We start from the raw sequence: 24614 nt of genomic DNA on the forward strand, positions 1-24614 counted from the left end.
AACCGTCGTTCCCGCGCAGGCGGGAACCCATACGGAGCAACAAGATCCCGTACACCGGAAGCATGCGAGCACGTCGAGAACACAAAAGGAGACCGGCATGGAAATCAGTCACACCATCATCAACCTGATCATCTTCGTGCTGGCGATCTACGTCGGCTACCACGTGGTATGGACCGTCACGCCGGCGCTGCACACGCCGCTGATGGCGGTGACGAATGCGGTGTCGGCCATCATCATCGTCGGCGCCATGCTGGCGGCGGGCCTCACCGAGGGCCTCGCCGGCCGGGTGGCGGGCACGCTGGCGGTGGCGCTGGCGGCGGTCAACGTGTTCGGCGGCTTCCTGGTGACCCAGCGCATGCTGGAGATGTTCAAGAAAAAGGCGCCGAAAGCCAGGGCCGGCGCCGCAGTACAGGCATCCGCCGACGCCGCCAAGCCCGCCAAGGCCGGGGAGGCCGCATGAACGCGATCAGCATGAATACCGTGACACTGTTCTACCTGGTGGCGTCGGTCTGCTTCATCCAGGCCTTGAAAGGCTTGTCGTCGCCGTCGACGGCGCGCGTCGGCAACGCCTTCGGCATGGGCGGGATGGCGATCGCGGTCTTGACCACGATCGCGCTGATGCTGAAATTGAAGCAGGAACTCGCCGGCGGCGGCATGGGTTTTGGATTGGTGCTGCTGGGCGTGGCGGTGGGCGGCGCCATCGGCGCCACCGCCGCGCGCCGCGTCGAGATGACCAAGATGCCGGAACTGGTGGCGGCCATGCATTCGCTGATCGGCCTGGCGGCGGTGTGCATCGCCGTCGCCGCCGTGTCCGAACCGTGGGCCTTCAACATCGCCGCGCGCGGGGCGGCGCTGCCGTTCGGCAACCGGCTGGAACTGTTCATCGGCACCTTCGTCGGCGCGGTCACCTTTTCCGGTTCCGTGATCGCCTTCGGCAAGCTGGCCGGCAGCTACAAATTCCGCCTGTTCCAGGGCGCCCCGGTGCGCTACCCCGGCCAGCACACGGTCAACCTGCTGGCGGCGATCGCCATCGTCGCGCTCGGCCTGGCGTTCTGCTTCGACGGCGGCGCGGCGCCGGCCTGGGGACCGTTCATCGCGATGGCCGCGCTGTCCTTCGTGCTGGGCGTATTGATCATCATCCCGATCGGCGGCGCCGACATGCCGGTGGTGGTGTCGATGCTGAATTCGTATTCCGGCTGGGCGGCGGCCGGCATCGGCTTTTCGCTGAACAATTCGATGCTGATCATCGCCGGCTCGCTGGTCGGCTCGTCCGGCGCGATCCTGTCGTACATCATGTGCAAGGCCATGAACCGCTCGTTCTTCAACGTACTCCTGGGCGGCTTCGGCGGCGAGGCGGCCGGCGCCGGCAGCAGCGCCGCCCAGGAGCAGCGCCCGGTCAAATCCGGCTCGGCGGAGGATGCCGCCTTCATCCTGCAGAATGCGGAATCCGTGATCATCGTGCCCGGCTACGGCCTGGCGGTGGCGCGCGCCCAGCACACGGTGAAGGAACTGGTCGACAAGCTGACCGGACACGGCGTGACGGTGCGCTATGCGATCCACCCGGTGGCCGGGCGCATGCCGGGCCACATGAACGTGCTGTTGGCCGAAGCCGAGGTGCCCTACGACCAGGTGGCGGAAATGGAAGACATCAACGGCGAGTTCGGCCAGACCGACGTGGTGCTGGTGCTGGGCGCCAACGACGTGGTGAATCCGGCAGCCAAGGATCCAAAGTCGCCGATCGCCGGCATGCCGATCCTGGAAGCCTATAAAGCGAAAAGCATCATCGTCAACAAGCGCTCGATGGCGTCCGGGTATGCGGGGCTGGACAACGACCTGTTCTATCAACCGAACACGATGATGGTGTTCGGCGATGCGAAGAAGGTGATCGAGTCGATGGTCAAGGCGGTGGAGTAGGGGCGATGGCATGCATGGCGGTCCGGGCGATTGCTGGACGCGTGGACGGCGGTCACCGCGCCGGTGTTTCGATTACCGTGGTATAGCCGTCCACGCGTTCGAGCGACACGCGCAAGAACGCAATATACCGTTTACCGCCGCCCGAACATCATCAAATCCGCCAGCAGCGCGCGCGCCGGCGCCAGCGTGTCCAGCGCCGCCAGCGCCAGCCCGAACAGGGCTTGCTGCGGCCCGCGGCCGGCGAACGCGCGCGCCATCGTGTCGGTGGCGCGGATGATGGCGCCGCGGTCGCGCCCGCGCTCCTGCGCGAACTGCGCCAGCGCTTGCGGCACCTCGGCGCCGCCGTCCGCAGCGGGTGCCGAAGCCAGCGCGCGTCCCAGCAGCCGCGCCAGCACCGCCGCGTCGCGCAGTCCGAGATTCAGCCCCTGTCCCGCCACCGGATGCAGCGTCTGCGCGGCGTTGCCGATCGCCACCGTGCGCGCCGTCACGCGCGCGTCCGCGTTCAGCCCGAGCGGGAAGGCGGCCCGTTCCGACACCTTCGTGAAATTGCCGACGCGCTCGCCGAAGGCCTCGGCCAGCTGGCGCAGGAAGGCGTCCGCGCCCAGCTGGCGCAACTGCTCGGCGCGTTCGGGCCGCACGCACCACACCAGCGCGTACTGGTGGCCGTCCGGTCCATCCTGCGGCAGCAGCGCCAGCGGACCCTCGTCCGTAAACCGTTCGAAGGCGCGGTGGGCGACCGGCGCATCGGCGCTGACGCGGGCGATGACGGCGGTCTGGTCGTAGTCGCGCCGCCGCGATTTATCCGCCTGTTCGCCGAACACGCCGCCCTCGGCCTGCACCGCCACCGCGGCGTGCAGCGCGCGGCCGTCGTCCAGTTGCAGCACCACTTCGGCGCCGCGCTCCTCGACGGCGCTCACGCGCTGCGGGCGCAGCACCTGCACGCCGGCGCGCTCGCAGGCGCGCGCCAGCGCGTCGACCACCGTGCCGTAGCGGGTCACGTAGCCCAGCGCTTCCAGGCCGTGTTCCTCGCGGCCGATCAGGCTGCGGCCCAGGTGGCCGCGGCGCGACACGTGGATCTGGTGGATCGGCGTGGCCGCCGGCGCCACGGCCGCCCAGGCGCCGACGTCGTCCAGCAGCATGCGGCTGCCCCAGGCCAGCGCGATCGAGCGCGGGTCGGAAATCGCCTGGCCGAGCGACCTGGCATCGACCAGCGCGATGCGCCTGCCGTCGATGCCGCGCCGTACCAGCAGCGCCGCCAGCGCCAGGCCGACCGGGCCGGCGCCGCAGATGGCCACGTCCGCATGCAGCGGCGGTACGGCAGGCGCGTTGCCGGTTGCCACGGCATCGGCCGCCGCGGCATCGGCCGCCGCGGCGGCGCCGGGCGCACCGTCGGCCGGGTTGAATTGGTCAGTCGTCATATCAGCTTCCATCGTGTTGCAGCATGTTGCGTCAGGCGCCCGCCGGCTGGGCCTTGCCGGCCAGCGCCTCGATTTCGTCCACGGTCTTCGGCGCCGTGGCGGTCAGCACGCGGTAGCCGTCGTCGGTGACGATCACGTCGTCCTCGATGCGGATGCCGATGTGCCAGAATTGTTCCGGCACGCCCTCGCCGGGGCGCACGTAGATGCCCGGTTCCACCGTCAGCGCCATGCCGGGCCGCAGCAGGCGCGACGGCTTGTCCGGCAGCTGCAGGTCTCGGTAGGCGCCGACGTCGTGCACGTCCATGCCCAGCCAATGGCCGGTGCCGTGCATGTAGAAGGGCAGGTGGGCGCGCGCAGCGATGGCCTCGTCGACGCCGGCGTACTTGCCGGCCGGGATCAGGCCGAGGTCGAGCATGCCTTGCGCGAGCACGCGCAGCGCAGCCTCGTGGAAGGCGGCGTACGGCCGGCCCGGGGCGATCGCCTCGAAGGCCGCCTGCTGGGCCGCCAGCACCAGCTCGTACAAGGTGCGCTGCGGCGGTGTAAAACGGCCGTTGACGGGGAAGGTGCGGGTGATGTCGGCGGCGTAGCCGTCCAGTTCGCAACCGGCGTCGATCAGCACCAGGTCGCCGTCGCGGGTGCGGCGGTCGTTGGCGTTGTAGTGCAGCACGCAGGCGTTGGGGCCGGAGGCGACGATCGGGGTATAGGCCGGGAACTGGGCGCCGTTGCGGCGGAATTCGTACAGCAGCTCCGCTTCCAGTTCGTATTCGAACACGCCGGCGCGCGCGGCGCGCAGGGCGCGCGCGTGCGCCTGGCCGGAAATGACGCCGGCGCGCAGCATCAGCGCCTGTTCGTCGGCGTCCTTGACGAGGCGCATCTCGTCGATCAGCGGCAGCAGGTTGCGAAAGGTGTCGGGCGCGGTGACGCCGCTCCTGGCCTGGGCGCGCACCGCCTTGACCCAGCCGTTTACGCGCGCGTCGAAGGCATGGTCGGCACCGGTCGCCCAGTACAGCGCCGGCGCATCGGCCAGCAATGTGCCCATCTGCGCATCCAGGTCGGCGATCGGATGGGCCGCGTCGACGCCGCAGGCGGTACGCGCGCCTTCCGGACCGTGGCGGTAGCCGTCCCAGATCTCGCGTTCCGGGTTCTTTTCGCGGCAGAACAGGATCGAGCGCGCCGGGGTCGCGCCGGCGGCGGCCACCAGCACCAGCGCGCTTTCCGGCTCGCCGAAGCCGGTCAGATAGTAAAAATAGCTGTCGTGACGGTACGGGTAGTCGCTGTCGCCGTTGCGCAGCGCTTCCGGCGCCGTCATCAGCACGGCCACGGCGCCAGGCGGCAATTGCGCGGCCAGGCGCGCGCGGCGGCCGGCGTAGTCCATCATGCGGCGCCGCCGCCGCTGCTGCCGCTGCTGCCGCTGTTGCCCGCTCCGCCCTTGCGGGCGCCGAAGGGCGCGTTCAGGGCTTCCAGCTGTTCCACGGTGCCGACGTTGACCCATTCGCCTTCGTACAACTCGCCGCCCACGCGGCCCTGCTCGATGAACTTGCGCATCAGCGGGCCGAACTTCAGGAATTCGCCGGCGCCGATGCCCTCGAACATCTCGGGACGGTAGACGCCGATGCCGGCGAAGTTCCACTTGGGCGCGCCGTCGTTGGACAGCGTGTACATGGTCAATCCGAAGTCGCCTTCCGGGTTGTGCCACGGATTCGGCGTCAGGTACAGCCAGGCGATGTCGCGCTTGTCGAGCGGGATGTCCTTGCCCAGCATGTCCTGGTCCTTGAGCGCATCCTTGACCTGCTCGAAGTCGAAGTAGGGCGCGTAGATGTCGCCCGACACCGCCAGGAACGGCTCGTCGCCCAGCAGGTGCAGCGCGTTGGCGATGCCGCCCGCGGTCTCCAATGGCGTGGGCTCGTGCGAGTACACGATGCGCGCGCCGTAGCGGCTGCCGTCGCCCAGTTCCTGCTCGATCATGTGGCCGAGGTGGGAATGGTTGATGACGATGTCGCGGATGCCGGCGCGCACCAGGTTCAATACGTGCCAGGCGATGAGCGGCCGCCCGCGCACCTTCAGCAGCGGCTTCGGGACGGTGTCGGTCAGCGGCCGCATCCGCTCGCCGCGGCCGGCGGCGAAGATCATGGCTTTCATCGCGCGCCTCCTCAGAAGGTGTAGCCGACCTGCGGCGCCTTGTCCTCGAAGGAATCGAGCAGGCGCGCCAGCGGCTTGAGTTCGGTGTAGCGGTTGGCGGTCTTGCGCACGTAGTCGAGCACGGTCGGCAGGTCGCCCATGTAGACGGCCTTGCCGTCGCGATAGTTCAGGCGGCAGAAGATGCCCAGGATTTTCAGGTGGCGCTGCAAGGCCATGTATTCGAAGTCGCGATAAAAGGCGTCGATGTCCGGGTTCACCGGCAGGCCGGCGCGCTTGGCGCTCTGCCAGTAGCGCACCACCCAGTCCAGCACGAATTCCTCGTCCCACTGGACGTAGGCGTCGCGCAGCAGCGAGGCCAGGTCGTAGGTCACCGGGCCGTACACGGCATCCTGGAAATCCAGCACGCCGGGGTTGCCCTGGTCGAGGAACATCAGGTTGCGCGAGTGGTAGTCGCGGTGCATGAAGACCTGCTGCTGGGCCAGCACGTTGGCGGTGATCGCCTCGAACACTTTACTCAACTGGGTTTGCTGGACGTCGGTCAGGGTGGCGCCCAGGTGGCGTCCCACGAACCATTCCGGAAACAAATTCATCTCGCGCAGCACGAAGGCGCGGTCGAATTCCGGCAGCACGCCCGGCTGGCTGGTCTGCTGGAACTTGATCAGGGCATCGATCGCATCCGAGTACATGAAGGGCGCGTTGTCGATGTCGAGACGCTGCAGGTAGGTCGTGGTGCCGAGGTCGGACAGCAGCAGGAAGCCGGCCTCGACCTGGCGCGCGACGATCGCCGGCACGGTGACGCCGGCGTCGAACAGCAGGCCGTCGACGTGGATAAAGGCCGGCACGTTCTCGCGCTCGGGCGGCGCGTCCATGGCGATCAGGGTGGCGCCGAGCTTGTCGCGCAGCGCCGGCAGCACGTCCAGGCGGAAGTAGCGGCGGAAGCTGGCATCGGTCGAAGCGGGGCGCAGGCTCCCGGCCTCGACCAGGTCCAGGGTGCCCAGCCATGCGGTCAGCTGGGCCAGGCGGGCATCCTGCCCGTCGGCGGTAGGGGAGAGTTGAGACAGAGAAGACATGAAGCGTCCCGGTGGGTCCGGTCGGTAATGGGTGAATACGGCGAAGTGGTAACGTTCAAGTGTAGAGCATGCACCTGAGCATGGCAATGCGGACGCAATCGGGCGGCCCCGGCGCGGATGGCCGGCTTACTGTTGAGCCTCCTCAAAGCCTCCTGCGCCGGCCGTGAGCCGGGCGGTCGCATCCTGCTTCGGGTGTAACAATTGTATCTGCGTGCTTGGCGAGAAGCCTTGCAAATCAATGGCTTGCGGTTTGTTGGCAATGCCCGGCGCGGCGCCGGCGGGCGGCGCTTTTGCGACCGTGGCTGAGATATTCCCATATAATAAGGAATTCGATACCAACCTCGCCCCTGTATGGTGCATCGCGATCTTTCATGAGCTGGATTACGGCCCTTCCTTTCCCGCCGCGGCGCGCAGTCGCCTTGTCCGCCCTCGTCACCGTGGCCACGGGGCCGCTGCACGCCCAGACCGCGCCCGCCACCACGGCCGCGGTCGCCGCCGCTTTTCCCGCTTCCGATGCAGCTTCTGCCCCGGCACCGCTGCCGGTGCCTGCGGCCGTCGCCGCCACGCGCGCCGACGAACAGGAATTGCCGGTCACCATGCGCGCCGAGGAAATCAGCGGCCGGCCGGACCGCGAGATGAACCTGGCGCGCGACGTCGAGATCACGCGCGGCCCCACCGGCATCACCGCCGATACCGCCTGCTACTACCGCGTCGAGGACAAGGTCACGGCGGAAGGCCACATCAACATGTGGCGCTTCGGCGACCGCTACAAGGGCGACGCCCTGGAATTGAACCTGGAGACCGGCAAGGGCTGGGTGCTCGATCCGCAATACCACCTGCACATGAACAATGCGCAGGGCCAGGCGGCGCGCATCGACTTCCTGGGCGAGGACCAGGCAGTGGTGGTGGACGGCACCTACAGCACCTGCGACGGCCCCGACCCGTCGTGGTACCTGAAATCGAGCACCCTGCGCCTGGACCAGGGGCGCGACGTCGGCACCGCCGGCAAGACCGTCATCTATTTCAAGGGTGTGCCGATCCTCGGTACGCCCGCGCTGTCGTTCTCGCTGTCGGGCGCGCGCCGCTCCGGCTGGCTGCCGCCGACCATCGGCCTGGGCTCCAAGGGTTCGGCCGAGCTGATGGTGCCGTACTATTTCAACCTGGCGCCGAATCGCGACCTGACCGTGTTCCCGCGCTACATGTTCGACCGCGGCCTGCAGCTGGGCGCGACCGGGCGCTACATCGGCGAGACCGGGCGCGGGCCGTACAGCGGCGAGACGCATATCGAGTACATGCCGAACGACCGCATGGCGCGCAGCGAAGGCCTCGGGCACAGCGACCGCTGGTGGATCGATACCCTGCACAGCCAGACGCTGGCGCCGGGCTGGACCTTCGGCTGGAATGCCCACGGCGCCTCCGACAACCAGTACCCGTCCGATTTCTCGCGCACGGTGGCGGCCAGCGCCGAGCGCCAGCTGCTGCGCGAGCTGCGCACCGATTACTATGGCCAGTACTGGAGCCTGATCGCGCGCGTGCAGAGCTACCAGGTGCTGCAGGACCCGGGCGCCGCCGCCAATCCGTCGCTGACGGTGCCGCGTCCGTACGACCGCCTGCCGCAGATTAATTTCCATGCCGGCCGCTACGACGTGCTGGGCGGCTTCGACTGGGCGCTGGACGCCGAGGCGGTGTCGTTCTCGCATCCGGACAAGGGCGTGGTGCAGGGCAACCGCGCCAACCTGGTCGGCCAGGTCAGCTACCCGATCGTGCGTCCGGGCTGGTTCTTCACGCCGAAGATGATCCTGCACGCCACCCAGTACGACCTGGACAGCACGGCCAGCGGCGCCGACAGCAAGATCTCGCGCGTGCTGCCGACGGTCTCGCTGGACAGCGGCCTGGTGTTCGAGCGCGAGGCCTCGTTCTTCGGGCGCGCCGCCACCCAGACGCTGGAGCCGCGCCTGTTCTACGTGCGCACGCCGTACAAGGACCAGAGCGCGATTCCGAACTTCGACACCGGCATCGCCGGTTTCAACTACGCCCAGCTGTTTACCGAGAACCGCTTCGTCGGCGCCGACAAGGTGTCCGACGCCAACCAGCTGACCGCCGCCATCGTCTCGCGCTTCATCGAGAGCAGCGGCGTCGAGCGCTTGCGCCTGGCCGTCGGCAGCCGCTATTATTTCAGCGATCCGCGCGTGCGCCTGGACACCAGCGAAGCGCCGAACGTGACCCGTTCGGACGCGCTGCTGGCCGCCTCCGGCCGCATTTCCGAAACCTGGAGCTTCGACAGCGGCGTACAATACGATGCGCAGGCGCGCAGCCTGTACAGCATGAACTACGGCGTGCAGTACCAGCCGGCGCCGATGAAGGTGGTCAACGTCGAATACCGTTATCAACGCGACACCGTCGGCAACGCCACCGGTTTCCGCAACGCCGACATCTCGGGCCAGTGGCCGCTGACGCAGCGCTGGTACGGCGTGACCCGGGTCAGCTATTCGCTGCGCGACCGCAAGCTGCTCGAGAGCCTCGTCGGACTCGAGTACAAGGCCGATTGCTGGGTGTTCCGGATGGGCGTGCAGCGCTTCGTGACCGCTTCCCAGACGATCTCGACGCCGGCCTTCTTCCAGCTCGAGCTCAACGGCTTGTCGCGCCTGGGATTCGGCAACCCGCTCGAAACCTTCAACAAGAGCATTCCCGGCTACACCCGGCTGAACTCCAACGTCGGCCGCCCCTGACCGGGCCCTGGACAACTAGAACCCTGAAATGAGTGCTTTCCTGACTATGCGTACCACCCGTTTGCACCTGCCCGCACTGAAAACGCACCACATCAAGCTGGCGGCGGCGCTGCTGTGCGCCGTCGCGGCCGGCGACGTCCTGGCCCAGGCCGCAACCCGTCCCGCGGCGCCGGCCGCCAAGCCGGGCGCCGCCGCGCCGGCCGCCGCGCCCGCACCGGCCGCCGCCGCCGCGGCAAAGCCGTCCACCGGTTTCCTGCCGCCGGCGTCCAGCGACGCCAAGGTGATCGATTCCGTGTACGTGATCGTCAACGACGAAGTCATCACCAAGCGCGAAGTCGACCTGCGCGTGGCCGAGATCACCCAGCAGGCGCGCGCCAGCCAGGCGCAGTTGCCGGATGCCGACACCCTGCGCCGCCAGGTGGTCGAATCGATGATCACCCAGCGCGCCCAGATCCAGCTGGCCAAGGAGATGGGCGTGCGCGTCGACGACACCACGCTCGACCGCGCCATCGGCCGCATCGCCGAAGGCCAGAAGATGAGCGTGCAGGAGATGCGCAACCAGATCGAGAAGGAGGGCCTGACCTTCGCCGCGTTCCGCGAGCAGATCCGCAACGAGATCATGACGCAGCGCCTGGTCGAGCACGAGGTCGACAGCAAGCTGCAGGTCTCGGAAGCCGAGATCGACACCTACCTGGCCGCCGAAAAGGCCGCCGCCGCCGACCGCGTCGAGATGGACCTGGCGCAGATCCTGGTGCGCATCCCGGAAAACGCCTCGCCCGAGCAGATCGCGGCGCGCAAGGCGCGCGCCGACGAGGTGGCGCGCCAGCTGCGCACCGGCGCCGACTTCGGCAAGATGGCCGCGACCTACTCCGACGCCCCGGATGCGCTCAAGGGCGGCGCCATCGGCTGGCGCGAGCCGGAGCGCCTGCCGACGGTGTTCTCCACCGAGCTGCGCAAGCTGAAGGCCGGCCAGGTGACCCCGGTCGTGCGCACCAACGTCGGCTTCCACATCCTCAAGCTGATCGATGTGCGTCCGCTCAAGAGCGCCGCCCAGCAGGCCGAACAGGCCGTGGTCGAGCAGACCCACGCGCGCCACATCATGATGAAGGTGACGCCGGCCATGAACGAGGACGAGGTGCGCAAGCGCCTGCTCGATTTCAAGGCGAAGATCGAGGCCAAGCAGGCCAATTTCGAGGACATCGCGCGCCAGTCGTCGCAGGACAGCTACGCATCGAAGGGCGGCGACATGGGCTGGCTGTTCCCCGGCGACACGGTGCCGGAACTCGAGGAGGCGATGAAGACCTTGAAGCCGGGCGAGATCTCGGGTGTGGTGAAGTCGCAGTTCGGCTTCCACATCGTGCAGGTCATCGAGCGCAAGAGCGAAGACGTGTCCAAGGAAAAGGAACGTTCGGCCGCGCGCCAGGTGCTGACCGAGCGCAAGCGCGGCGAAGCGCTGGAAGACTGGAGCCGCCAGATCCGCGACCGCGCCTACGTCGAGTTCCGCGAGGACAAGTAAGGCCATGGCGACGGCAGGCACGCGCCCGACGCTGGCGCTCACCGTCGGCGAGCCGGCCGGCATCGGTCCGGAAATCGCGATCCGCGCCGCCTGGGCGCTGCGCCAGGACGCGCGCTGCGTGCTGGTGGGCGACGCCGCCTTCCTGGCGCTCACGGCCAGCCTGATCGATCCGGCGATGCGCCTGTCCGCGATCTCGACCCTGGCGCTGCGCCACAGCGGCCTGCCGCACTTCGGCCCGGATGTGATTGCGGTGATCGACGTGCCGCTCGACGCCCACGTGACGCCGGGTACGCTCGATGCCGCCAACGGCCGCGCCGTGCTGGCCACGCTCGACCTGGCGGTCGAGGGCGTGGGGGCCGGCTGGTTCGACGCCATCGTCACCGCGCCGCTGCAGAAGAGCACCATCAACGACGCCGGCATCGCGTTTTCCGGCCATACCGAATACCTGGCCGACAAGACCGGCACGCCGAAGGTCGTCATGATGCTGGCCGGCGCCATGGCGCCGGATGCAGGGGTGGAGGAGGATGGGCGCACGCCCTGGCTGCGCGTGGCGCTGGCCACCACCCACCTGGCGCTCAAGGACGTGCCCGCCGCCATCACCCACGACAGCCTGGCCCGGGTGCTGGCCATCCTGCACGCCGACCTGCAGGACAAGTTCGGCATCGCGGCGCCGCGCATCCTGGTGACCGGCCTGAACCCGCATGCCGGGGAAAACGGTTACCTGGGGCGCGAAGAGATCGACGTCATCGAACCGGTGCTGCAGGCGGCGCGCGCGCGCGGCGTCGATGCGCGCGGCCCGTATCCGGCCGATACCCTGTTCCAGCCCAAGTACCTGCGCGACGCCGATGCCGTGCTGGCCATGTACCACGACCAGGGCTTGCCGGTGCTCAAGCACGCCACCTTCGGCAGGGGCGTGAACATCACCCTCGGCCTGCCCTTGATCCGCACCTCGGTCGACCACGGCACCGCGCTCGACCTGGCCGCGCAAGGCCTGGGCCTGGCCGATTGCGGCAGCATGGAAGAGGCGATCCGCGTCGCCGTGGCCATGGTGCTGGCGCGCGCCGGCACCCTGCGCGTTTCCTGAACGCGCACAACCATAGAAAAACAAGCATGAAACACGTAGCCCGCAAGCGCTTCGGCCAGAATTTCCTGACCGACGACCATGTCCTCCACGACATCATCGATGCCATCGGCCCGCGCCAGGGCGACACCATGGTCGAGATCGGCCCCGGCCTGGCGGCGATGACAGCGCTGCTGCTCAAGGAGCTCGACCACATGCACGTGGTGGAACTCGACCGCGACCTAGTGGCGCGCCTGGAAAAAGCCTATCCGCGCGAACGCCTGACGATCCACGCCGGCGACGCGCTGAAATTCGACTTCGGATCGATCCCGGTGGCGGAAGGGAAGAAACTGCGCGTGGTCGGCAACCTGCCGTACAACATCTCCAGCCCGCTGCTGTTCCACCTGGCCGAGTTCGCGTACCTGATCGAGGACCAGCATTTCATGCTGCAGAAGGAGGTGGTGGAGCGCATGGTGGCCGAGCCCGGCACCAAGGCCTACAGCCGTTTGTCGGTGATGCTGCAATGGCGCTACGACATGGCGATGCTGTTCGTGGTGCCGCCGACCGCCTTCGATCCGCCGCCGCGGGTCGATTCCGCCATCGTGCGCATGGTGCCGACCCGGCGCCGCCTGCCCGCCGACGCCGCCACGCTGGAAGCGGTGGTGACGAAAGCGTTTTCCCAGCGTCGCAAGGTGATCCGCAACTGCGTGGCCGGCATGTTCACCGAACAGCAGCTGGGCGAGGCCGGTATCGATCCGGGCGCGCGCCCGGAAGCGGTGGCGCTGGAGCAGTATGTCGCGCTGGCCAACATCCTGAAGCCGGTCACCGAATAAAACCCCCCCATCGTTCCAGCACTGTCCCCGCCTGCGCGGGGGACGGTGCTGCGGCGCCTCGTTCGCGCCAGCTCTGCTGCACCGCAAAATCCCGTTTTTTGCGCTCCATCCCGCGTTTTTCGCCGTTCGTCGCAGCTCCCTGGATCGCTTGCGGCCAGGCGCCTAGAGTGACGCCATCGACAGCCGCAAGGCGTCCCTCACGAACGAAGCGAAACCCAAGGAGCCGTACATGAACGTCCTCAAACACATGGAAGTGATCTTCCTGACCGCCGTGGTCCTGGCTGGCGTCACCAGCTACGCCAGCGCCGCGATCCCGGCACCACGCCAGCACGTCACGGTGCAGAACGCGAGCGCTGCGCAACAGGTGGCCGTGATAACCGTCACCGCCAAGCGCCTGAGCGCCGCCGAAAAGGCCCGCCTGTGAATCGTGGATAAAAAAAAGCCCGCTTTTGAGGGCGGGCTTAAATCCAATTCTTTTTAAGGAGAGTTGGAGGAGACAAGAGTTAGTATGCTGCACGACAGCATATCAGTCAAATTTTTATTGATGATAGTCGATATCACCAGCTTCCATATCTCAGCCATACCCTCCAGGCGATACTCAGCTGTTGCTCAGCTATTGTTAACGCAATTCACGTTCACGTTGCTGACGCTGCCCGCGGTCTCGACCGCATCGTCGATGGTGCCCACATTGTTGGTCACGGTGCAGGTCTGGCCGGTCGGTTGCGTCAGCACGGTCACGCCGTAGGTGCTGCCGTAAGCCGATTTGAGGCTCAGCACATACGAGGTCGACCCTTTCGCTGGCGCAGCGGTGGCACCGGCGGTGCTGCCGTTGGTCAGCACCAGTCCATCGCCGGTCAGGTTGGTGATCGAGCCGCCGACGTTGAAGCCGTTGATCACGCAGGCATAGCGCACGTCGATCGACGCGAACTGGCCGGCGGTCGCCTTGGCCGGAAACTGCGTCGAATACACCGAACAGGTCTGGTGCTTCGGCTGCGCGCCCACGGCCGTGGTGGCGCCGGTGGAATCGAGGACCTGCCCTTTCGGGATCACGTCGTAGCTGTCGCCATACGAGATCTGGTTCGGAAACACCGCAGTCACTTCGGCGCCGGCCGTGGCCGGCGGACTGATTGCCAGGTCCTGCCCGCCGGTGCTCAGCACCAGGCCGGGATAGACCACGCCATACACCGTGACATTGATTGGAAAGGTGGCCTTGCCGCCACCGCAGGAGGCCAGCGTCAGCGATGCCGCCAGGACCAGCGCGCCACGCGCGAGGGAAAACTTCATGTGCTTCTCCAAGGGTTAAGCGCTGGCTGCGCAGTTGACGCTGACGGTGGTCACGTTGACCGCTCCCACGATGCCGCTGCCGTTGGCGACCGTGCAGGTCTGGCCGGACGGTTGCTGCAGGATGGTGACGCCGTACGGACCATCTTCGTTCACCTTGTCCATGGTGACGGTGGTGGCGCCGGCATTGACTGTCTTGCGGTCCGAACCGTTGAGCACCACCAGTCCGCTGCCGGTGAGGCCGTTGATCGCGACGATCAGGTCGTGCTGATTGATGGTGCAGCTCACTATTGCCCGATTGTAGGTATAGTAATTGGCGCGCGCTTCGCCGTTGGTGATCGTGCATGACGAGACGTTCGACGGCAGGACGTCCTTGCCGGAAGCATCCTTCTTCACCGCGATCTTGAACTTGTCGTCGGTCGACACGTACTTGCTGAAGGTGGCGGTGGTCACGCCGGCACCGATCGCCAAGTCGTCGCCACCATTGTTTTGCAGTACCAGGCCATCCTTGGTGACGCCGCTGATGGTAACGGACAGGGGCAGGTCGCCGCTGCTGCCGCCGCACGCGGCCAGGCCCAGCGCGCATGCCAGGGCAACGCCGGCACGCAGGATCGAACTCTTCATGACTTCTCCAATAGGGACAGGATTCGGCGCCCGCACCGGGCGTGCCGGCCGGGCAACCAGTGTCGCATCGGCTCCAGCACCGCAGCCGGGCTGTTTGCCAATTTCACATGTTTTCTCGGCAGGCAGGCGCAACAGCACCGATGAGTAGAAAAATGCCCATCATTTTAGTGCATTTGCCAAGCCGCGGCCCGATTTGCCTTTGTATCACGGTGTAACCGGGCGTGCAGCATTGCTTTTCGCGACGGCCGTCGCTATGCTTGGACCGCTCGACTTCCCGCTCTTCCTGCCGCTTCTTCCACTTTCGTACTTTTATCCATGAGCACTGCGCGCGCCTGGCCCAAGGCCATCCTGTTCGACCTGGACGATACCCTGTGGCCGATCGGCCCCGTGATCGCCCGGGCCGAGCAAAGCCTGTTCGCCTGGCTGCGCAAGCATGCGCCGCGCGTGGCCGGGCAATTCACCATCGACAGCCTGCGCCAGGCGCGCCTGGACCTGCTGGCGCGCCAGCCCGAGTTCCACCTCGACCTGGCCAGGCTGCGCCGCGCCGGCCTGCTGGACGCCTTTGCGCACGCGGGCGAGGAAGCCGCCAAGGTGGAGCTGGCGATGGCGCATTTCGCCGACGCGCGCAACGCCGTGAATCCGTACGAGGACGTGCTGTCCGGCCTGCAGCGCCTGCAGCAGTTGAACGGCACGGTGCTGGTCGGCTCGATCTCGAACGGCAACGCCGACTTGCAGGCGATCGGCCTGTCGCACCACTTCAAGGTATCGGTGGCGGCGCACCAGCTGGGCGTGGCCAAGCCGGACGCGGCGATCTTCCTGGCCGCCTGCCGCGAACTGGGCGTGGCGCCCGAGGATGCGGTGTACGTCGGCGACGACGTGCTGCTCGACGTGCAGGGCGCCCAGCGCGCCGGCCTGCGCGCAGTATGGATGAACCGCACCGGCTCCAGCGCGCACCTGGAACACGGCGTGGTGCCGGACGCGATCGTGCGCGACTTCGGCGAATTGCTCGACTGGCTCGAACACACCCATGGATGACTGCGCGGATGACTGCACACCGGGGATGCGAACGGGCATAATGCGGGAAGGCGGCGCAATCCGCCTTCCCTACCGGTATCCACTCCATGAAACTCGATAATCGTGCCCAAACCCTGCTGAAAGCCCTGGTCGAGCGCTACATTGCCGATGGCCAGCCGGTCGGCTCGCGCGCGCTGTCGAAGTTTTCCGGGCTCGATTTGTCGCCGGCGACGATCCGCAACATCATGGCCGACCTCGAGGAGATGGGCTACGTCGCCAGCCCGCACACCTCGGCCGGGCGGGTGCCGACGCCGCGCGGCTACCGCCTGTTCGTCGATACCTTGCTGACCGTGCGCCAGATCGACGAGAACGCCGTCGAGGCCGGCATGCGCCTGCCGGCGCACCAGCCGCAGAAGGTGATCGCCAACGCGGCGCAGATGCTGTCCTCGCTGTCGCAGTTCGCCGGCGTGGTGCAAAGCCCGCGGCGCGAGTCGACGTTCCAGCAGATCGAGTTTTTACGGTTGTCGGAAAAGCGCATCCTGCTGGTGATCGTCGATCCGCGCGGCGACGTGCAGAACCGCCTGCTGCTGACCGAAGTCGATTATTCGCCGGCGCAATTGACCCAGTCCGCCAACTACCTGAACCAGAACTTCGCCGGCCTGTCGTTCGACCAGGTGCGCACGCGCCTGTCCGGAGAGCTGCGCCAGCTGCGCGACGACATGGGCTGCCTGATGCAGGCCGCGGTGGAGGCGGGCAGCGAAGCGATGCAGGAAACCGACGACATGGTCATCGCCGGCGAGCGCAACCTGCTGTCGGTGTCGGACCTGTCGTCCAACATGAGTTCGCTGCGCCAGATGTTCGAGATGTTCGAGCAAAAGACCGGGCTGATGCAGCTGCTCGACATGTCCAGCAAGGCCGGCGGCGTGCAGATCTTCATCGGCGGCGAATCGAGCCTGGTGCCGATGGACGAGATGAGCGTGGTCACCGCGCCGTACGAGGTCAACGGCAAGATCGTCGGCACGCTGGGCGTGATCGGGCCGACGCGCATGGCCTACGAGCGCGTGATCCCGATCGTCGACATCACGGCCAAGCTGCTGTCCAACGCGTTGAGCCATTCCTGAAGGCGCCGGCCCATTCCCGAGCGCGGCCGGCCCGGGCGTTGATTTTTTTTAAAAGCAACATTTTCATTGTAAATCCTGCTAGATTCGGGGATTGCGCCTGCGCGCTTTCGAGGAGATGTGCAGTGAAACGATGTGCCCTGCTGGTGGCCGCTGCTTGGTGCAGCCTGGCCGCGTCCGGTCCGGTGCTGGTCAAGTCGGGCGCGCCGGCCGCGTCCGCATCGGGATCTGTACCCGTACGGGCCGCCGACCGCATCGCCGTCGGCCCCTGGCAGGTGCAGGCAAGCATCGCCGGCAGCGGCCGTTATACCGTGATTTTCGAATCGGGCTTCGGCACCGACCTGCGCGCCTGGCGCAAGGTGGCGCCCGCGCTGGCGGCCGGGGCGCGCACCGTGGTGTATTCGCGCGCCGGCCACGGCGCTTCCGATGCGCGCCCGGAGCCGCGCACCATCCTGCAGGGCAGCCGCGAACTCGACCAGCTGATCGCCGCCGCGCAATTGAAACCGCCGTTCATCCTGGTCGGCCATTCGTATGGCGGGCTGCTGGCGCGCGCCTTTGCGGCGCGCCATCCGGAGCAGGTGGCCGGGATGGTGCTGGTCGATCCGTCCAACGAGCGTTTCAATCCGGCGCTGCGCAAGCTGGACGCGGCGCGCGCCCGCGAGGACGACAGGCAATTCGCCGCCATCGTGCCGGCGAAATTCCAGCCGGAGCTGCAGCAGTTGCAACCGGTGCTCGATAGCGGGAAATTGCCGGCGGAAGTGGACGGCAAGCTGCCGGACGTACCGGTGGTGGTGCTGACGTCGGTGCGCCAGGCCGACAAGCCGGAATTCTTCCTGGAGACGCCGCAGGCGGTGGCGCTCAAGCGCGCGCTGCACGCCGATTTCCTGCGCCAGTTCCGTGACGGCACGCAGGTGGTGACCGCGAACAGCGGCCACAATATTCAGCTGGAAGAGCCGGAGCTGGTGATCGCCGCGGTGAACAAGGTCATGGCCGCGGCCGACAAGCGCATGCCCTAGACCGGCCGCTCAGTGGCGGTGCGGGCAATTCGTCTTGATGCAATTGCCGTAGATGGCCAATGCGTGCTCGGCGATCTTGAAGCCGCGTTCCAGGGCGATCTTTTGCTGGCGGCTCTCGATTTCCTCGTCGTAGAACTCTTCGACGTGGCCGCAATCGATGCAGACCAGGTGATCGTGGTGCGAGCCGGCGTTCAGTTCGTAGATCGCCTTGCCGGTTTCGAAATGGTTCCGGTTCAGCAAGCCGGCTTGTTCGAACTGGGTCAGCACGCGGTACACGGTGGCCAGGCCGACGTCCATGTTTTCGTTCAACAAGGTCTTGTAGACGTCTTCCGCCGTCAAGTGCCGCACCGTGCTGTTCTGGAAAATTTCCAGGATTTTCAGGCGCGGCAAGGTCGCTTTGAGGCCGCTGGCCTTCAGGTCGGTAGGGTTGTTGCTCATGTTTTGTTACTCGGATATGGGCGGAGTGCTTTATGATATAGCGTTTTCGGAGCTCCCGCTCATTCGTACTGAGGTCAGATATGCGCATCAAGAATGCCGTTTTCCATCGTTCCCACGCCCGGGCTGCGCTCGTGGCCGGCCTCGCCTGCACGGCGCTGGCGGTCTCGGGTTGCGCGTCCTGGCGTAACCAGACCAAGCCGGCAGCGCCGGTGAGCACTGCGCCGGGCGCGGTCGCCGCCGATGCCGACAAGGCCGCGGCCATCGCGAACGCCGGCGCGCAGACCACGCAGACCACCAAGCTGCAGAAATTCCTGTGGGTGTTTTCGCCTTATCGCCCGGACATCCAGCAGGGCAACTTCGTGTCCCAGGAAATGCTGGGCCAGCTGAAGCCCGGCCAGACCCGCGATCAAGTTAAATTCATCCTCGGTACGCCGCTGATGGCCGACGCCTTCCACGCCGACCGCTGGGACTTTCCGTTCTACCTGGCGCGCGGCAACGGCGAGCTGACCACCAGCCGCGTCAGCGTGTTCTTCAAGGACAACAAGGTCGACCATGTCGACGGCGGCAACCTGCCGACCGAACGCGAATACATTGCGCGCCTGATCGGCATTTCGAAGTACGAGGTCAAGAGCGCCGACGAAGACATCGCCGACATGAAGCGCAAGAACGAAAAGGCCGGCAAGGGAGAGTGAGCATGACCCAGTTGAACATCGCCGTGGCCGGCGCCAGCGGCCGCATGGGCCGCATGCTGGTCGAAGCCATCGCCGCCGCACCCGACGCCACCCTGTCCGGCGCGCTCGACCGCGAAGGCGCACCCTGCATCGGTACCGACGCCGGCGCCTTTTCCGGCCAGCTGGCCGGCGTGGCGATCCAGTCCGACCTCGCCAAGGGCTTGGCGGGCGCCGATTTCCTGATCGATTTCACCCGTCCCGAAGGCACGCTGCAGCACCTGGCTTACTGCGCCGAGCACGGCATCAAGGTGATCATCGGCACCACCGGCTTCGACGAGGCCGGCAAGGCCGCGATCCGCGCCGCCGCCGCCAAGACCGCGATCGTGTTCGCTCCCAACATGAGCATCGGCGTGAACGTCACGCTGAAGCTGCTGGAAATGGCCGCGAAGAATTTTTCGGAAGGCTACGACATCGAGATCATCGAGGCGCACCACCGCCACAAGGTCGACGCCCCGTCCGGCACCGCGCTCAAGATGGGCGAGGTGATCGCCGACGCCCTCGGTCGCGACTTGCAGGCATGCGCGGTGTACGGCCGCGAAGGCGTGACCGGCGAGCGCGACCCGTCGACCATCGGCTTCGCCACCGTGCGCGGCGGCGACATCGTCGGCGACCACACCGTGCTGTTCGCCGGCACCGGCGAGCGCATCGAGATCAGCCACAAGTCGAGCAGCCGGGTCAGCTATGCCCAGGGTTCGCTGCGCGCGGCGCGCTTCCTGGCCGACAAGCAGGCCGGTTTGTTCGACATGCAGGACGTGCTGGGGCTCAAGGCCGCGCCCGAGATGACGGCGGCGCAGGACCTCGGCTTGAGCGCGCTGGGCTGACGACCCGCGCCATCGGCATCCACGCCGACGCGCCCGCCCGCCGAACTGGACGGCATCGCCGGCGATCTGCTGGCATACTGGCCAGCGGCGGGCGTTTGCATATTTGTCCTCGAAATCATGTACCGTCGTCCCCGCGCAGGCGGGGACCCATGCTGAGTTGCCGAAGTTATCGGCTTCGCCATGACGCCAGCGATGTCAATGTCGGCGCTTCAGTATAGGTTCCCGCCTGCGCGGGAACGACGCATTTTCAGCTTTCGTTCCAACAGGAGATATTCCATGGCCACCGTCGAATTGAACGGCGCCGCAATCGTCGATGCGGAAAGTTTTCACGTCGAAAGCCAGCGCGCCTTCGGCTTTCCCGATTCCTATCCGCATACCATGGATTCCTGGGTCGATTGCCTGAGCTACCTGCGCGACGAGGATGGCATGAGCAGCATCCGCCTCGCGGAAGACGAAACCCTGCACATCGTGGTCGTTCACTCCGACGCCCTGCGCGAGCGCGCCGAGGATGTGCTGGAAGAGATGGCGTTCTGCATCATCGGCATCAACGAGCGCTACGAGGACTACGGCGAAAAACCGGCGCTCGAGCTCGCGCTGCGATAGGCGGGCGCTGAACCGCGAAGGCGCGAAGCCGTCCACCGGCCCAGGCGAGCCAGTATAATGTTCTGCTCACCTCCATTCAGTCCGCAGAACACCATGCAAGATAAATATAGTCCAGCCGAAGTCGAACAGGCCGCCCAGGCTTACTGGAAGTCGATCGACGCCTATAAAGCGGTCGAGAACGACCCGCGTTTCCCGAAAGGCAAGTACTACGCTTGCTCGATGCTGCCTTACCCGTCGGGCAAGCTGCACATGGGCCACGTGCGCAACTATACGATCAATGACGTGATGTACCGCTACCTGCGGATGAACGGCTACAACGTGCTGATGCCGATGGGCTGGGACGCTTTCGGCATGCCGGCGGAAAACGCGGCGATGGCCAACAACGTGCCGCCCGCCGAATGGACCTATTCCAACATCGCCCACATGCGCGGCCAGATGGAGTCGATGGGCCTGGCCATCGACTGGTCGCGCGAAATGACCGCCTGCAAGCCGGACTACTACAAGTGGAACCAGTGGATGTTCCTCAAGATGCTGGAAAAGGGCATCATCTACCAGAAGACCGGCACCGTGAACTGGGACCCGATCGACCAGACCGTGCTGGCCAACGAGCAGGTCATCGACGGCAAGGGCTGGCGTTCGGGCGCGACGGTGGAAAAGCGCGAGATCCCGATGTACTACGTGCGCATCACCGACTACGCCGAAGAGCTGCTGGACTACGTCGACAACCGCCTGCCGGGCTGGCCGGAGCGCGTGCGCATCATGCAGGCCAACTGGATCGGCAAGTCGACCGGCGTGCGCTTCGCCTTCCCGCACAGTATCGCGGGCGATGACGGCGCGCCGATCAACGACGGCAAATTGTACGTGTTCACCACGCGCGCCGACACCATCATGGGCGTGACCTTCTGCGCCGTCGCTGCCGAGCACCCGCTGGCGTTGCACGCCGCCAGGGACAATCCGGAACTGCAGGCCTTCATCGCCGAGTGCAAGCAGGGTTCCGTGATCGAAGCCGACATGGCCACCATGGAAAAGAAGGGCATGCCGACCGGCTTGACCGTCACCCATCCGGTCTCGGGCGAGCAGGTGCCGGTCTGGGTCGGCAACTACGTCCTGATCACCTACGGCGACGGCGCCGTGATGGGTGTGCCGGGCCACGACGAGCGCGACTTCGAATTCGCGAAAAAATACGACCTGCCGATCAAGCAGGTGGTGGCGGTGGAGGGAGAAAACTTCTCGCTGGACGGCTGGCAGGCGTGGTACGGCGACAAGGAGAAGGGCGTCGTCGTCAACTCCGGCAAGTACGACGGCCTGGACCATATCGCCGCCGTCAACGCGGTGTCGGGCGACCTGGCCAACCTGGGCCTGGGCGACAAGAAGGTGACCTTCCGCCTGCGCGACTGGGGCATCTCGCGCCAGCGCTACTGGGGCACGCCGATCCCGATGATCCACTGCGAGCAGTGCGGCGCCGTGCCGGTGCCCGAAAAGGACCTGCCGGTGGTGCTGCCGGAAGACTGCGTCCCGGACGGCAGCGGCAATCCGCTGAAAAAACACGAAGCGTTTTTGAAAGTCGACTGCCCGTGCTGCGGCGCGCCGGCGCGCCGCGAGACCGACACGATGGACACCTTCATCGATTCGTCCTGGTACTACATGCGCTACACCTCGCCGGGTTCGAACGACGCGATGGTCGACCCGGCCCGCAACGACTACTGGATGCCGATGGACCAGTACATCGGCGGTATCGAGCACGCCGTGCTGCACCTGCTGTACGCGCGCTTCTGGACCAAGGTGATGCGCGACTTCGGCCTGGTGAAATTCGACGAGCCCTTCGTCAACCTGCTCACGCAAGGCATGGTACTCAACGAGACGTATTATCGCGAAGACGAAGCCGGTAAAAAAACCTGGTTCAACCCGGTGGACGTCGACCTGGTGTTCGACGACCGCGGCCGCCCGCAAGCCGCCGCCTTGAAAGCCGACGGCGCGCCGGTGGTCATCGGCGGCACCGAGAAGATGTCGAAGTCGAAGAACAACGGCATCGACCCGCAGGCCCAGATCGAACAGTACGGCGCCGATACCGCGCGCCTGTTCACCATGTTCGCGGCGCCGCCGGAACAGACGCTGGAATGGTCGGAGTCGGGCGTGGAAGGCGCCAGCCGCTTCTTGCGCCGCGTGTGGGCGTTCGCGTACGCCCAGCGCGAGCGCATCGCGGCGGCGCTGGCCGGCCAGCAGCAAGGGACCTTGGACGAAGCGCATAAAACGCTGCGCCGCGAAGTGCACAAGATCCTGCAGCAGGCGGATTACGACCTGAAACGCATCCAGTACAACACCGTGGTGTCGGCCTGCATGAAGATGCTCAATACCCTGGAGTCGGCCAAGCTGGCCGAGGGCAGCGCGGGCGACGCGGTGACCGCGGAAGGCCTGTCGATCTTCCTGCGCATGCTGAACCCGGTGGCGCCGCACATCACCCACGCGCTGTGGCAGGAACTCGGCTACGCCGCCGCCTACGGCGACATCCTCGACGTGCAATGGCCGCAGGTCGACCCGGCCGCGCTGGAGCAGGCCGAGATCGAGCTGATGATCCAGGTGAACGGCAAGCTGCGCGGCTCGGTGAAGGTGGCCAAGGATGCCGACAAGGCCGCCATCGAAGCCGCCGCGCTGGCCTCGGAAACGGTGCAGAAGTTCGTCGAAGGCACGCCGAAGAAGGTCATCGTCGTGCCCGGCAAGCTGATCAACATCGTGGTGTAGGCGATGCGCGTCCCTTCCAAGATGGTGCGCGCGGCCGTGGCCGCGCTGCTGGTGGCCGGTTCGCTGTCCGGCTGCGGGTTCCAGCTGCGCGGCGCCAACGGCACCTATACGCTGCCTTTCAAGAGCATCTACGTCGGCCTGCCGGACAATTCGGCGCTGGGCACGGAACTGCGCCGCAACCTGCGCGCCGGCGACCAGGTCGCGATTGCCGACAAGGCCGAGGGCGCCGACGCGCAGCTGGTGGTGCTGAGCGAAACGCGCGGCAAGTCGATCCTGTCGCTGAACAGCCTGGGCCGGGTGCGCGAGTACCTGCTGACCTATACGCTGCGCTTCACGGTGCGCGATGCCAAAGGCGCCGAGCTGCTGCCGGCCACCGAGATCTCGCTGCGCCGGAACATGGCGTTCGACGAGACGCAGGTGCTGGCCAAGGAGTCCGAGGAAGCGCTGCTGTACCGCGACATGCAGGCCGACCTGGTGCAGCAGATCATCCGCCGCCTGGCGGCGATCAAGCCGGCACGGTGAGGAGACAGCATGCAGTTGCGGCCTGAGGCGCTCGACGGGCACCTCGCCAAGGGGTTGTCTCCCCTGTACGTGATCACCAGCGACGAGCACCTGCTGGCGCTGGAAGCGGCGGACAAGATCCGCCGCGCGGCGCGCAAGCACGGCTATTCCGAGCGCGACGTGCTGACGGTCGAGCGCACCTTCAAGTGGGGCGAACTGCTGGCCGCCAACCAGGCCTTATCCCTGTTCGGCGACAAGAAGCTGATCGAGCTGCGCATCCCCGGCGGCAAGCCGGGCAAGGACGGCAGCGCCGCCCTGCAGGGCTACGCGAAGGACCTAAACCCGGACAACCTGACCCTGATCACGCTGCCCAAGCTGGACTGGCAGACGGCCAAGTCGGCGTGGGTGGCGAGCCTGCAGCAGACGGCGGTGTACATCGAGATCCCCAACGTCGAGCGCGCCCAGCTGCCGGCCTGGATCGGCACGCGCCTGGCCGCGCAGCAGCAGGGCGCCGAACGGCACAGCCTGGATTTCATCGCCGACCGCGTCGAGGGCAACCTGCTGGCGGCGCACCAGGAAATCCAGAAGCTGGCGCTGTTGTACGAACCTGGCAAGCTGACGCACGAGCAGGTGATCGATGCCGTGCTGAACGTGGCGCGCTACGACGTGTTCAAGCTGTCGGAAGCAATGCTGGCCGGCGACGCCGCGCGCCTGGTGCGCATGCTCGACGGCCTGAAGGGGGAAGGGGAGGCGCTGCCGCTGGTGCTGTGGGCAGTCTCCGAAGAAATCCGCACGCTGCTAAAATTGAAGGCCGGGGTGGCGCAGGGACGGCCGCTCGGCGCGCTGCTGAAGGAATACCGCATCTGGGGACCGCGCGAACGCATGATGGAGCCGGCCCTGCGGCGCATCGCCTTGCCGACGCTGGAGGCAGCGTTGCAGCAGGCGGCGCAGGTCGACAAGATGGTGAAAGGTCTGCGCGCGAAACAGTTCGCGGGCGATGCGTGGGATGCCATGCTGCAGCTGGCCTTGCGCGTGGCGTCGTGAGGCGG

General features: G+C 66.7%; 23 protein-coding genes. 16 read left to right on the plus strand and 7 right to left on the minus strand.

Annotation, left to right across the window (positions count from 1 at the left end; translation table 11 throughout):
- Window positions 1-97: 97 nt before the first annotated feature.
- Window positions 98-460 (plus strand): NAD(P) transhydrogenase subunit alpha part 2, encoded by a 363-nt coding sequence (locus HH212_RS10220; protein WP_170202381.1) that lies wholly within the window; start codon window positions 98-100, stop codon window positions 458-460.
- Window positions 457-1914, plus strand: coding sequence for an NAD(P)(+) transhydrogenase (Re/Si-specific) subunit beta (locus HH212_RS10225; RefSeq protein ID WP_170202382.1), 1458 nt, complete (start codon window positions 457-459; stop codon window positions 1912-1914). Before HH212_RS10220 ends, HH212_RS10225 begins: the two co-directional genes overlap by 4 nt.
- A 131-nt stretch (window positions 1915-2045) precedes the next feature.
- Here HH212_RS10225 and HH212_RS10230 read toward each other — a convergent pair whose 3' ends face one another.
- From HH212_RS10230 to HH212_RS10245, 4 genes are read right to left on the minus strand one after another with little or no spacing between them, the layout of a single operon-like run.
- On the minus strand, window positions 2046-3332 hold the full coding sequence (locus HH212_RS10230; RefSeq protein WP_170202383.1) for an FAD-dependent monooxygenase: 1287 nt from the start codon (window positions 3330-3332) through the stop codon (window positions 2046-2048).
- A gap of 31 nt (window positions 3333-3363) precedes the next feature.
- Window positions 3364-4710, minus strand: coding sequence for an aminopeptidase P N-terminal domain-containing protein (locus HH212_RS10235; RefSeq protein WP_170202384.1), 1347 nt, complete (start codon window positions 4708-4710; stop codon window positions 3364-3366).
- Window positions 4707-5471 (minus strand): N-acetylmuramate alpha-1-phosphate uridylyltransferase MurU, encoded by a 765-nt coding sequence (gene murU / locus HH212_RS10240; protein WP_170202385.1) that lies wholly within the window; start codon window positions 5469-5471, stop codon window positions 4707-4709. The genes HH212_RS10235 and murU overlap by 4 nt, the downstream gene beginning before the upstream one ends.
- 11 nt (window positions 5472-5482) lie before the next feature.
- Window positions 5483-6541, minus strand: coding sequence for an aminoglycoside phosphotransferase family protein (locus HH212_RS10245; RefSeq protein WP_170202386.1), 1059 nt, complete (start codon window positions 6539-6541; stop codon window positions 5483-5485).
- Between the two features lie 371 nt (window positions 6542-6912).
- Here HH212_RS10245 and HH212_RS10250 point away from each other — a divergent pair, with 371 nt between their 5' ends.
- From HH212_RS10250 to HH212_RS10270, 5 genes are all read left to right on the plus strand, one after another.
- Window positions 6913-9270, plus strand: coding sequence for an LPS-assembly protein LptD (locus HH212_RS10250; protein ID WP_170202387.1), 2358 nt, complete (start codon window positions 6913-6915; stop codon window positions 9268-9270).
- 46 nt (window positions 9271-9316) lie between these two features.
- On the plus strand, window positions 9317-10786 hold the full coding sequence (locus HH212_RS10255; RefSeq protein ID WP_229217658.1) for a peptidylprolyl isomerase: 1470 nt from the start codon (window positions 9317-9319) through the stop codon (window positions 10784-10786).
- Between the two features lie 4 nt (window positions 10787-10790).
- Window positions 10791-11870, plus strand: a complete 1080-nt coding sequence (pdxA, locus tag HH212_RS10260) for a 4-hydroxythreonine-4-phosphate dehydrogenase PdxA (RefSeq protein ID WP_170202389.1) — start codon at window positions 10791-10793, stop codon at window positions 11868-11870.
- Window positions 11871-11896: 26 nt separating this feature from the next.
- Window positions 11897-12679 carry a 16S rRNA (adenine(1518)-N(6)/adenine(1519)-N(6))-dimethyltransferase RsmA gene (gene rsmA, locus HH212_RS10265; protein ID WP_170202390.1) on the plus strand — a complete coding sequence of 261 codons (783 nt, stop codon included), beginning with the start codon at window positions 11897-11899 and terminating at the stop codon, window positions 12677-12679.
- 229 nt (window positions 12680-12908) lie between these two features.
- Window positions 12909-13103 (plus strand): hypothetical protein, encoded by a 195-nt coding sequence (locus HH212_RS10270; protein ID WP_170202391.1) that lies wholly within the window; start codon window positions 12909-12911, stop codon window positions 13101-13103.
- 185 nt (window positions 13104-13288) lie between these two features.
- Here HH212_RS10270 and HH212_RS10275 read toward each other — a convergent pair whose 3' ends face one another.
- Together HH212_RS10275 and HH212_RS10280 are read right to left on the minus strand one after the other, a co-directional pair.
- Window positions 13289-13963, minus strand: coding sequence for a hypothetical protein (locus HH212_RS10275; RefSeq protein WP_170202392.1), 675 nt, complete (start codon window positions 13961-13963; stop codon window positions 13289-13291).
- A gap of 15 nt (window positions 13964-13978) precedes the next feature.
- Window positions 13979-14584, minus strand: coding sequence for a hypothetical protein (locus HH212_RS10280; protein ID WP_170202393.1), 606 nt, complete (start codon window positions 14582-14584; stop codon window positions 13979-13981).
- 315 nt (window positions 14585-14899) lie between these two features.
- Here HH212_RS10280 and HH212_RS10285 point away from each other — a divergent pair, with 315 nt between their 5' ends.
- From HH212_RS10285 to HH212_RS10295, 3 genes are all read left to right on the plus strand, one after another.
- The gene (locus HH212_RS10285; protein WP_170202394.1) at window positions 14900-15619 is read left to right on the plus strand and encodes an HAD family hydrolase; all 720 of its coding nucleotides are present in this window, start codon (window positions 14900-14902) and stop codon (window positions 15617-15619) included.
- A gap of 86 nt (window positions 15620-15705) precedes the next feature.
- Entirely contained in the window at window positions 15706-16719 is a 1014-nt protein-coding gene (gene hrcA / locus HH212_RS10290; protein WP_170202395.1) for a heat-inducible transcriptional repressor HrcA, read from the plus strand.
- 122 nt (window positions 16720-16841) lie between these two features.
- Window positions 16842-17732, plus strand: coding sequence for an alpha/beta fold hydrolase (locus HH212_RS10295; protein ID WP_170202396.1), 891 nt, complete (start codon window positions 16842-16844; stop codon window positions 17730-17732).
- A gap of 9 nt (window positions 17733-17741) precedes the next feature.
- On the opposite strand, the gene fur is transcribed toward HH212_RS10295, so the two are convergent.
- The gene (gene fur / locus HH212_RS10300) at window positions 17742-18170 is read right to left on the minus strand and encodes a ferric iron uptake transcriptional regulator (RefSeq protein ID WP_170202397.1); all 429 of its coding nucleotides are present in this window, start codon (window positions 18168-18170) and stop codon (window positions 17742-17744) included.
- A gap of 80 nt (window positions 18171-18250) precedes the next feature.
- On the opposite strand from fur, the gene HH212_RS10305 reads away from it, so the two are divergent.
- The 6 genes from HH212_RS10305 to holA all read left to right on the plus strand — a co-directional run bounded on the left by HH212_RS10305 (window position 18251) and on the right by holA (window position 24609).
- Window positions 18251-18862, plus strand: coding sequence for an outer membrane protein assembly factor BamE (locus tag HH212_RS10305; protein WP_170202398.1), 612 nt, complete (start codon window positions 18251-18253; stop codon window positions 18860-18862).
- Between the two features lie 2 nt (window positions 18863-18864).
- Entirely contained in the window at window positions 18865-19722 is an 858-nt protein-coding gene (gene dapB, locus HH212_RS10310) for a 4-hydroxy-tetrahydrodipicolinate reductase (protein ID WP_170202399.1), read from the plus strand.
- Between the two features lie 276 nt (window positions 19723-19998).
- The gene (locus tag HH212_RS10315; protein WP_170202400.1) at window positions 19999-20325 is read left to right on the plus strand and encodes a barstar family protein; all 327 of its coding nucleotides are present in this window, start codon (window positions 19999-20001) and stop codon (window positions 20323-20325) included.
- A 93-nt stretch (window positions 20326-20418) separates the two neighbouring features.
- Window positions 20419-23064 (plus strand): leucine--tRNA ligase, encoded by a 2646-nt coding sequence (gene leuS, locus HH212_RS10320; protein WP_170202401.1) that lies wholly within the window; start codon window positions 20419-20421, stop codon window positions 23062-23064.
- Window positions 23065-23067: 3 nt separating this feature from the next.
- Entirely contained in the window at window positions 23068-23586 is a 519-nt protein-coding gene (locus HH212_RS10325; RefSeq protein ID WP_229217659.1) for an LPS-assembly lipoprotein LptE, read from the plus strand.
- A 9-nt stretch (window positions 23587-23595) separates the two neighbouring features.
- Window positions 23596-24609, plus strand: coding sequence for a DNA polymerase III subunit delta (gene holA / locus HH212_RS10330; RefSeq protein WP_170202402.1), 1014 nt, complete (start codon window positions 23596-23598; stop codon window positions 24607-24609).
- Window positions 24610-24614: the final 5 nt, after the last annotated feature.

Origin of the sequence: Massilia forsythiae, assembly GCF_012849555.1 — a bacterium.
Lineage (GTDB): Bacteria > Pseudomonadota > Gammaproteobacteria > Burkholderiales > Burkholderiaceae_D > Telluria > Telluria forsythiae.

Coding starts and splice junctions, on each gene's coding strand:
- HH212_RS10220 (WP_170202381.1), top strand. CDS start 98: ATGGAAATCAGTCACACCATCATCAACCTGATCATCTTCGTGCTGGCG.
- HH212_RS10225 (WP_170202382.1), top strand. CDS start 457: ATGAACGCGATCAGCATGAATACCGTGACACTGTTCTACCTGGTGGCG.
- HH212_RS10230 (WP_170202383.1), bottom strand. CDS start 3,332: ATGACGACTGACCAATTCAACCCGGCCGACGGTGCGCCCGGCGCCGCC.
- HH212_RS10235 (WP_170202384.1), bottom strand. CDS start 4,710: ATGATGGACTACGCCGGCCGCCGCGCGCGCCTGGCCGCGCAATTGCCG.
- murU (WP_170202385.1), bottom strand. CDS start 5,471: ATGAAAGCCATGATCTTCGCCGCCGGCCGCGGCGAGCGGATGCGGCCG.
- HH212_RS10245 (WP_170202386.1), bottom strand. CDS start 6,541: ATGTCTTCTCTGTCTCAACTCTCCCCTACCGCCGACGGGCAGGATGCC.
- HH212_RS10250 (WP_170202387.1), top strand. CDS start 6,913: ATGAGCTGGATTACGGCCCTTCCTTTCCCGCCGCGGCGCGCAGTCGCC.
- HH212_RS10255 (WP_229217658.1), top strand. CDS start 9,317: ATGCGTACCACCCGTTTGCACCTGCCCGCACTGAAAACGCACCACATC.
- pdxA (WP_170202389.1), top strand. CDS start 10,791: ATGGCGACGGCAGGCACGCGCCCGACGCTGGCGCTCACCGTCGGCGAG.
- rsmA (WP_170202390.1), top strand. CDS start 11,897: ATGAAACACGTAGCCCGCAAGCGCTTCGGCCAGAATTTCCTGACCGAC.
- HH212_RS10270 (WP_170202391.1), top strand. CDS start 12,909: ATGAACGTCCTCAAACACATGGAAGTGATCTTCCTGACCGCCGTGGTC.
- HH212_RS10275 (WP_170202392.1), bottom strand. CDS start 13,963: ATGAAGTTTTCCCTCGCGCGTGGCGCGCTGGTCCTGGCGGCATCGCTG.
- HH212_RS10280 (WP_170202393.1), bottom strand. CDS start 14,584: ATGAAGAGTTCGATCCTGCGTGCCGGCGTTGCCCTGGCATGCGCGCTG.
- HH212_RS10285 (WP_170202394.1), top strand. CDS start 14,900: ATGAGCACTGCGCGCGCCTGGCCCAAGGCCATCCTGTTCGACCTGGAC.
- hrcA (WP_170202395.1), top strand. CDS start 15,706: ATGAAACTCGATAATCGTGCCCAAACCCTGCTGAAAGCCCTGGTCGAG.
- fur (WP_170202397.1), bottom strand. CDS start 18,170: ATGAGCAACAACCCTACCGACCTGAAGGCCAGCGGCCTCAAAGCGACC.
- HH212_RS10305 (WP_170202398.1), top strand. CDS start 18,251: ATGCGCATCAAGAATGCCGTTTTCCATCGTTCCCACGCCCGGGCTGCG.
- dapB (WP_170202399.1), top strand. CDS start 18,865: ATGACCCAGTTGAACATCGCCGTGGCCGGCGCCAGCGGCCGCATGGGC.
- HH212_RS10315 (WP_170202400.1), top strand. CDS start 19,999: ATGGCCACCGTCGAATTGAACGGCGCCGCAATCGTCGATGCGGAAAGT.
- leuS (WP_170202401.1), top strand. CDS start 20,419: ATGCAAGATAAATATAGTCCAGCCGAAGTCGAACAGGCCGCCCAGGCT.
- HH212_RS10325 (WP_229217659.1), top strand. CDS start 23,068: ATGCGCGTCCCTTCCAAGATGGTGCGCGCGGCCGTGGCCGCGCTGCTG.
- holA (WP_170202402.1), top strand. CDS start 23,596: ATGCAGTTGCGGCCTGAGGCGCTCGACGGGCACCTCGCCAAGGGGTTG.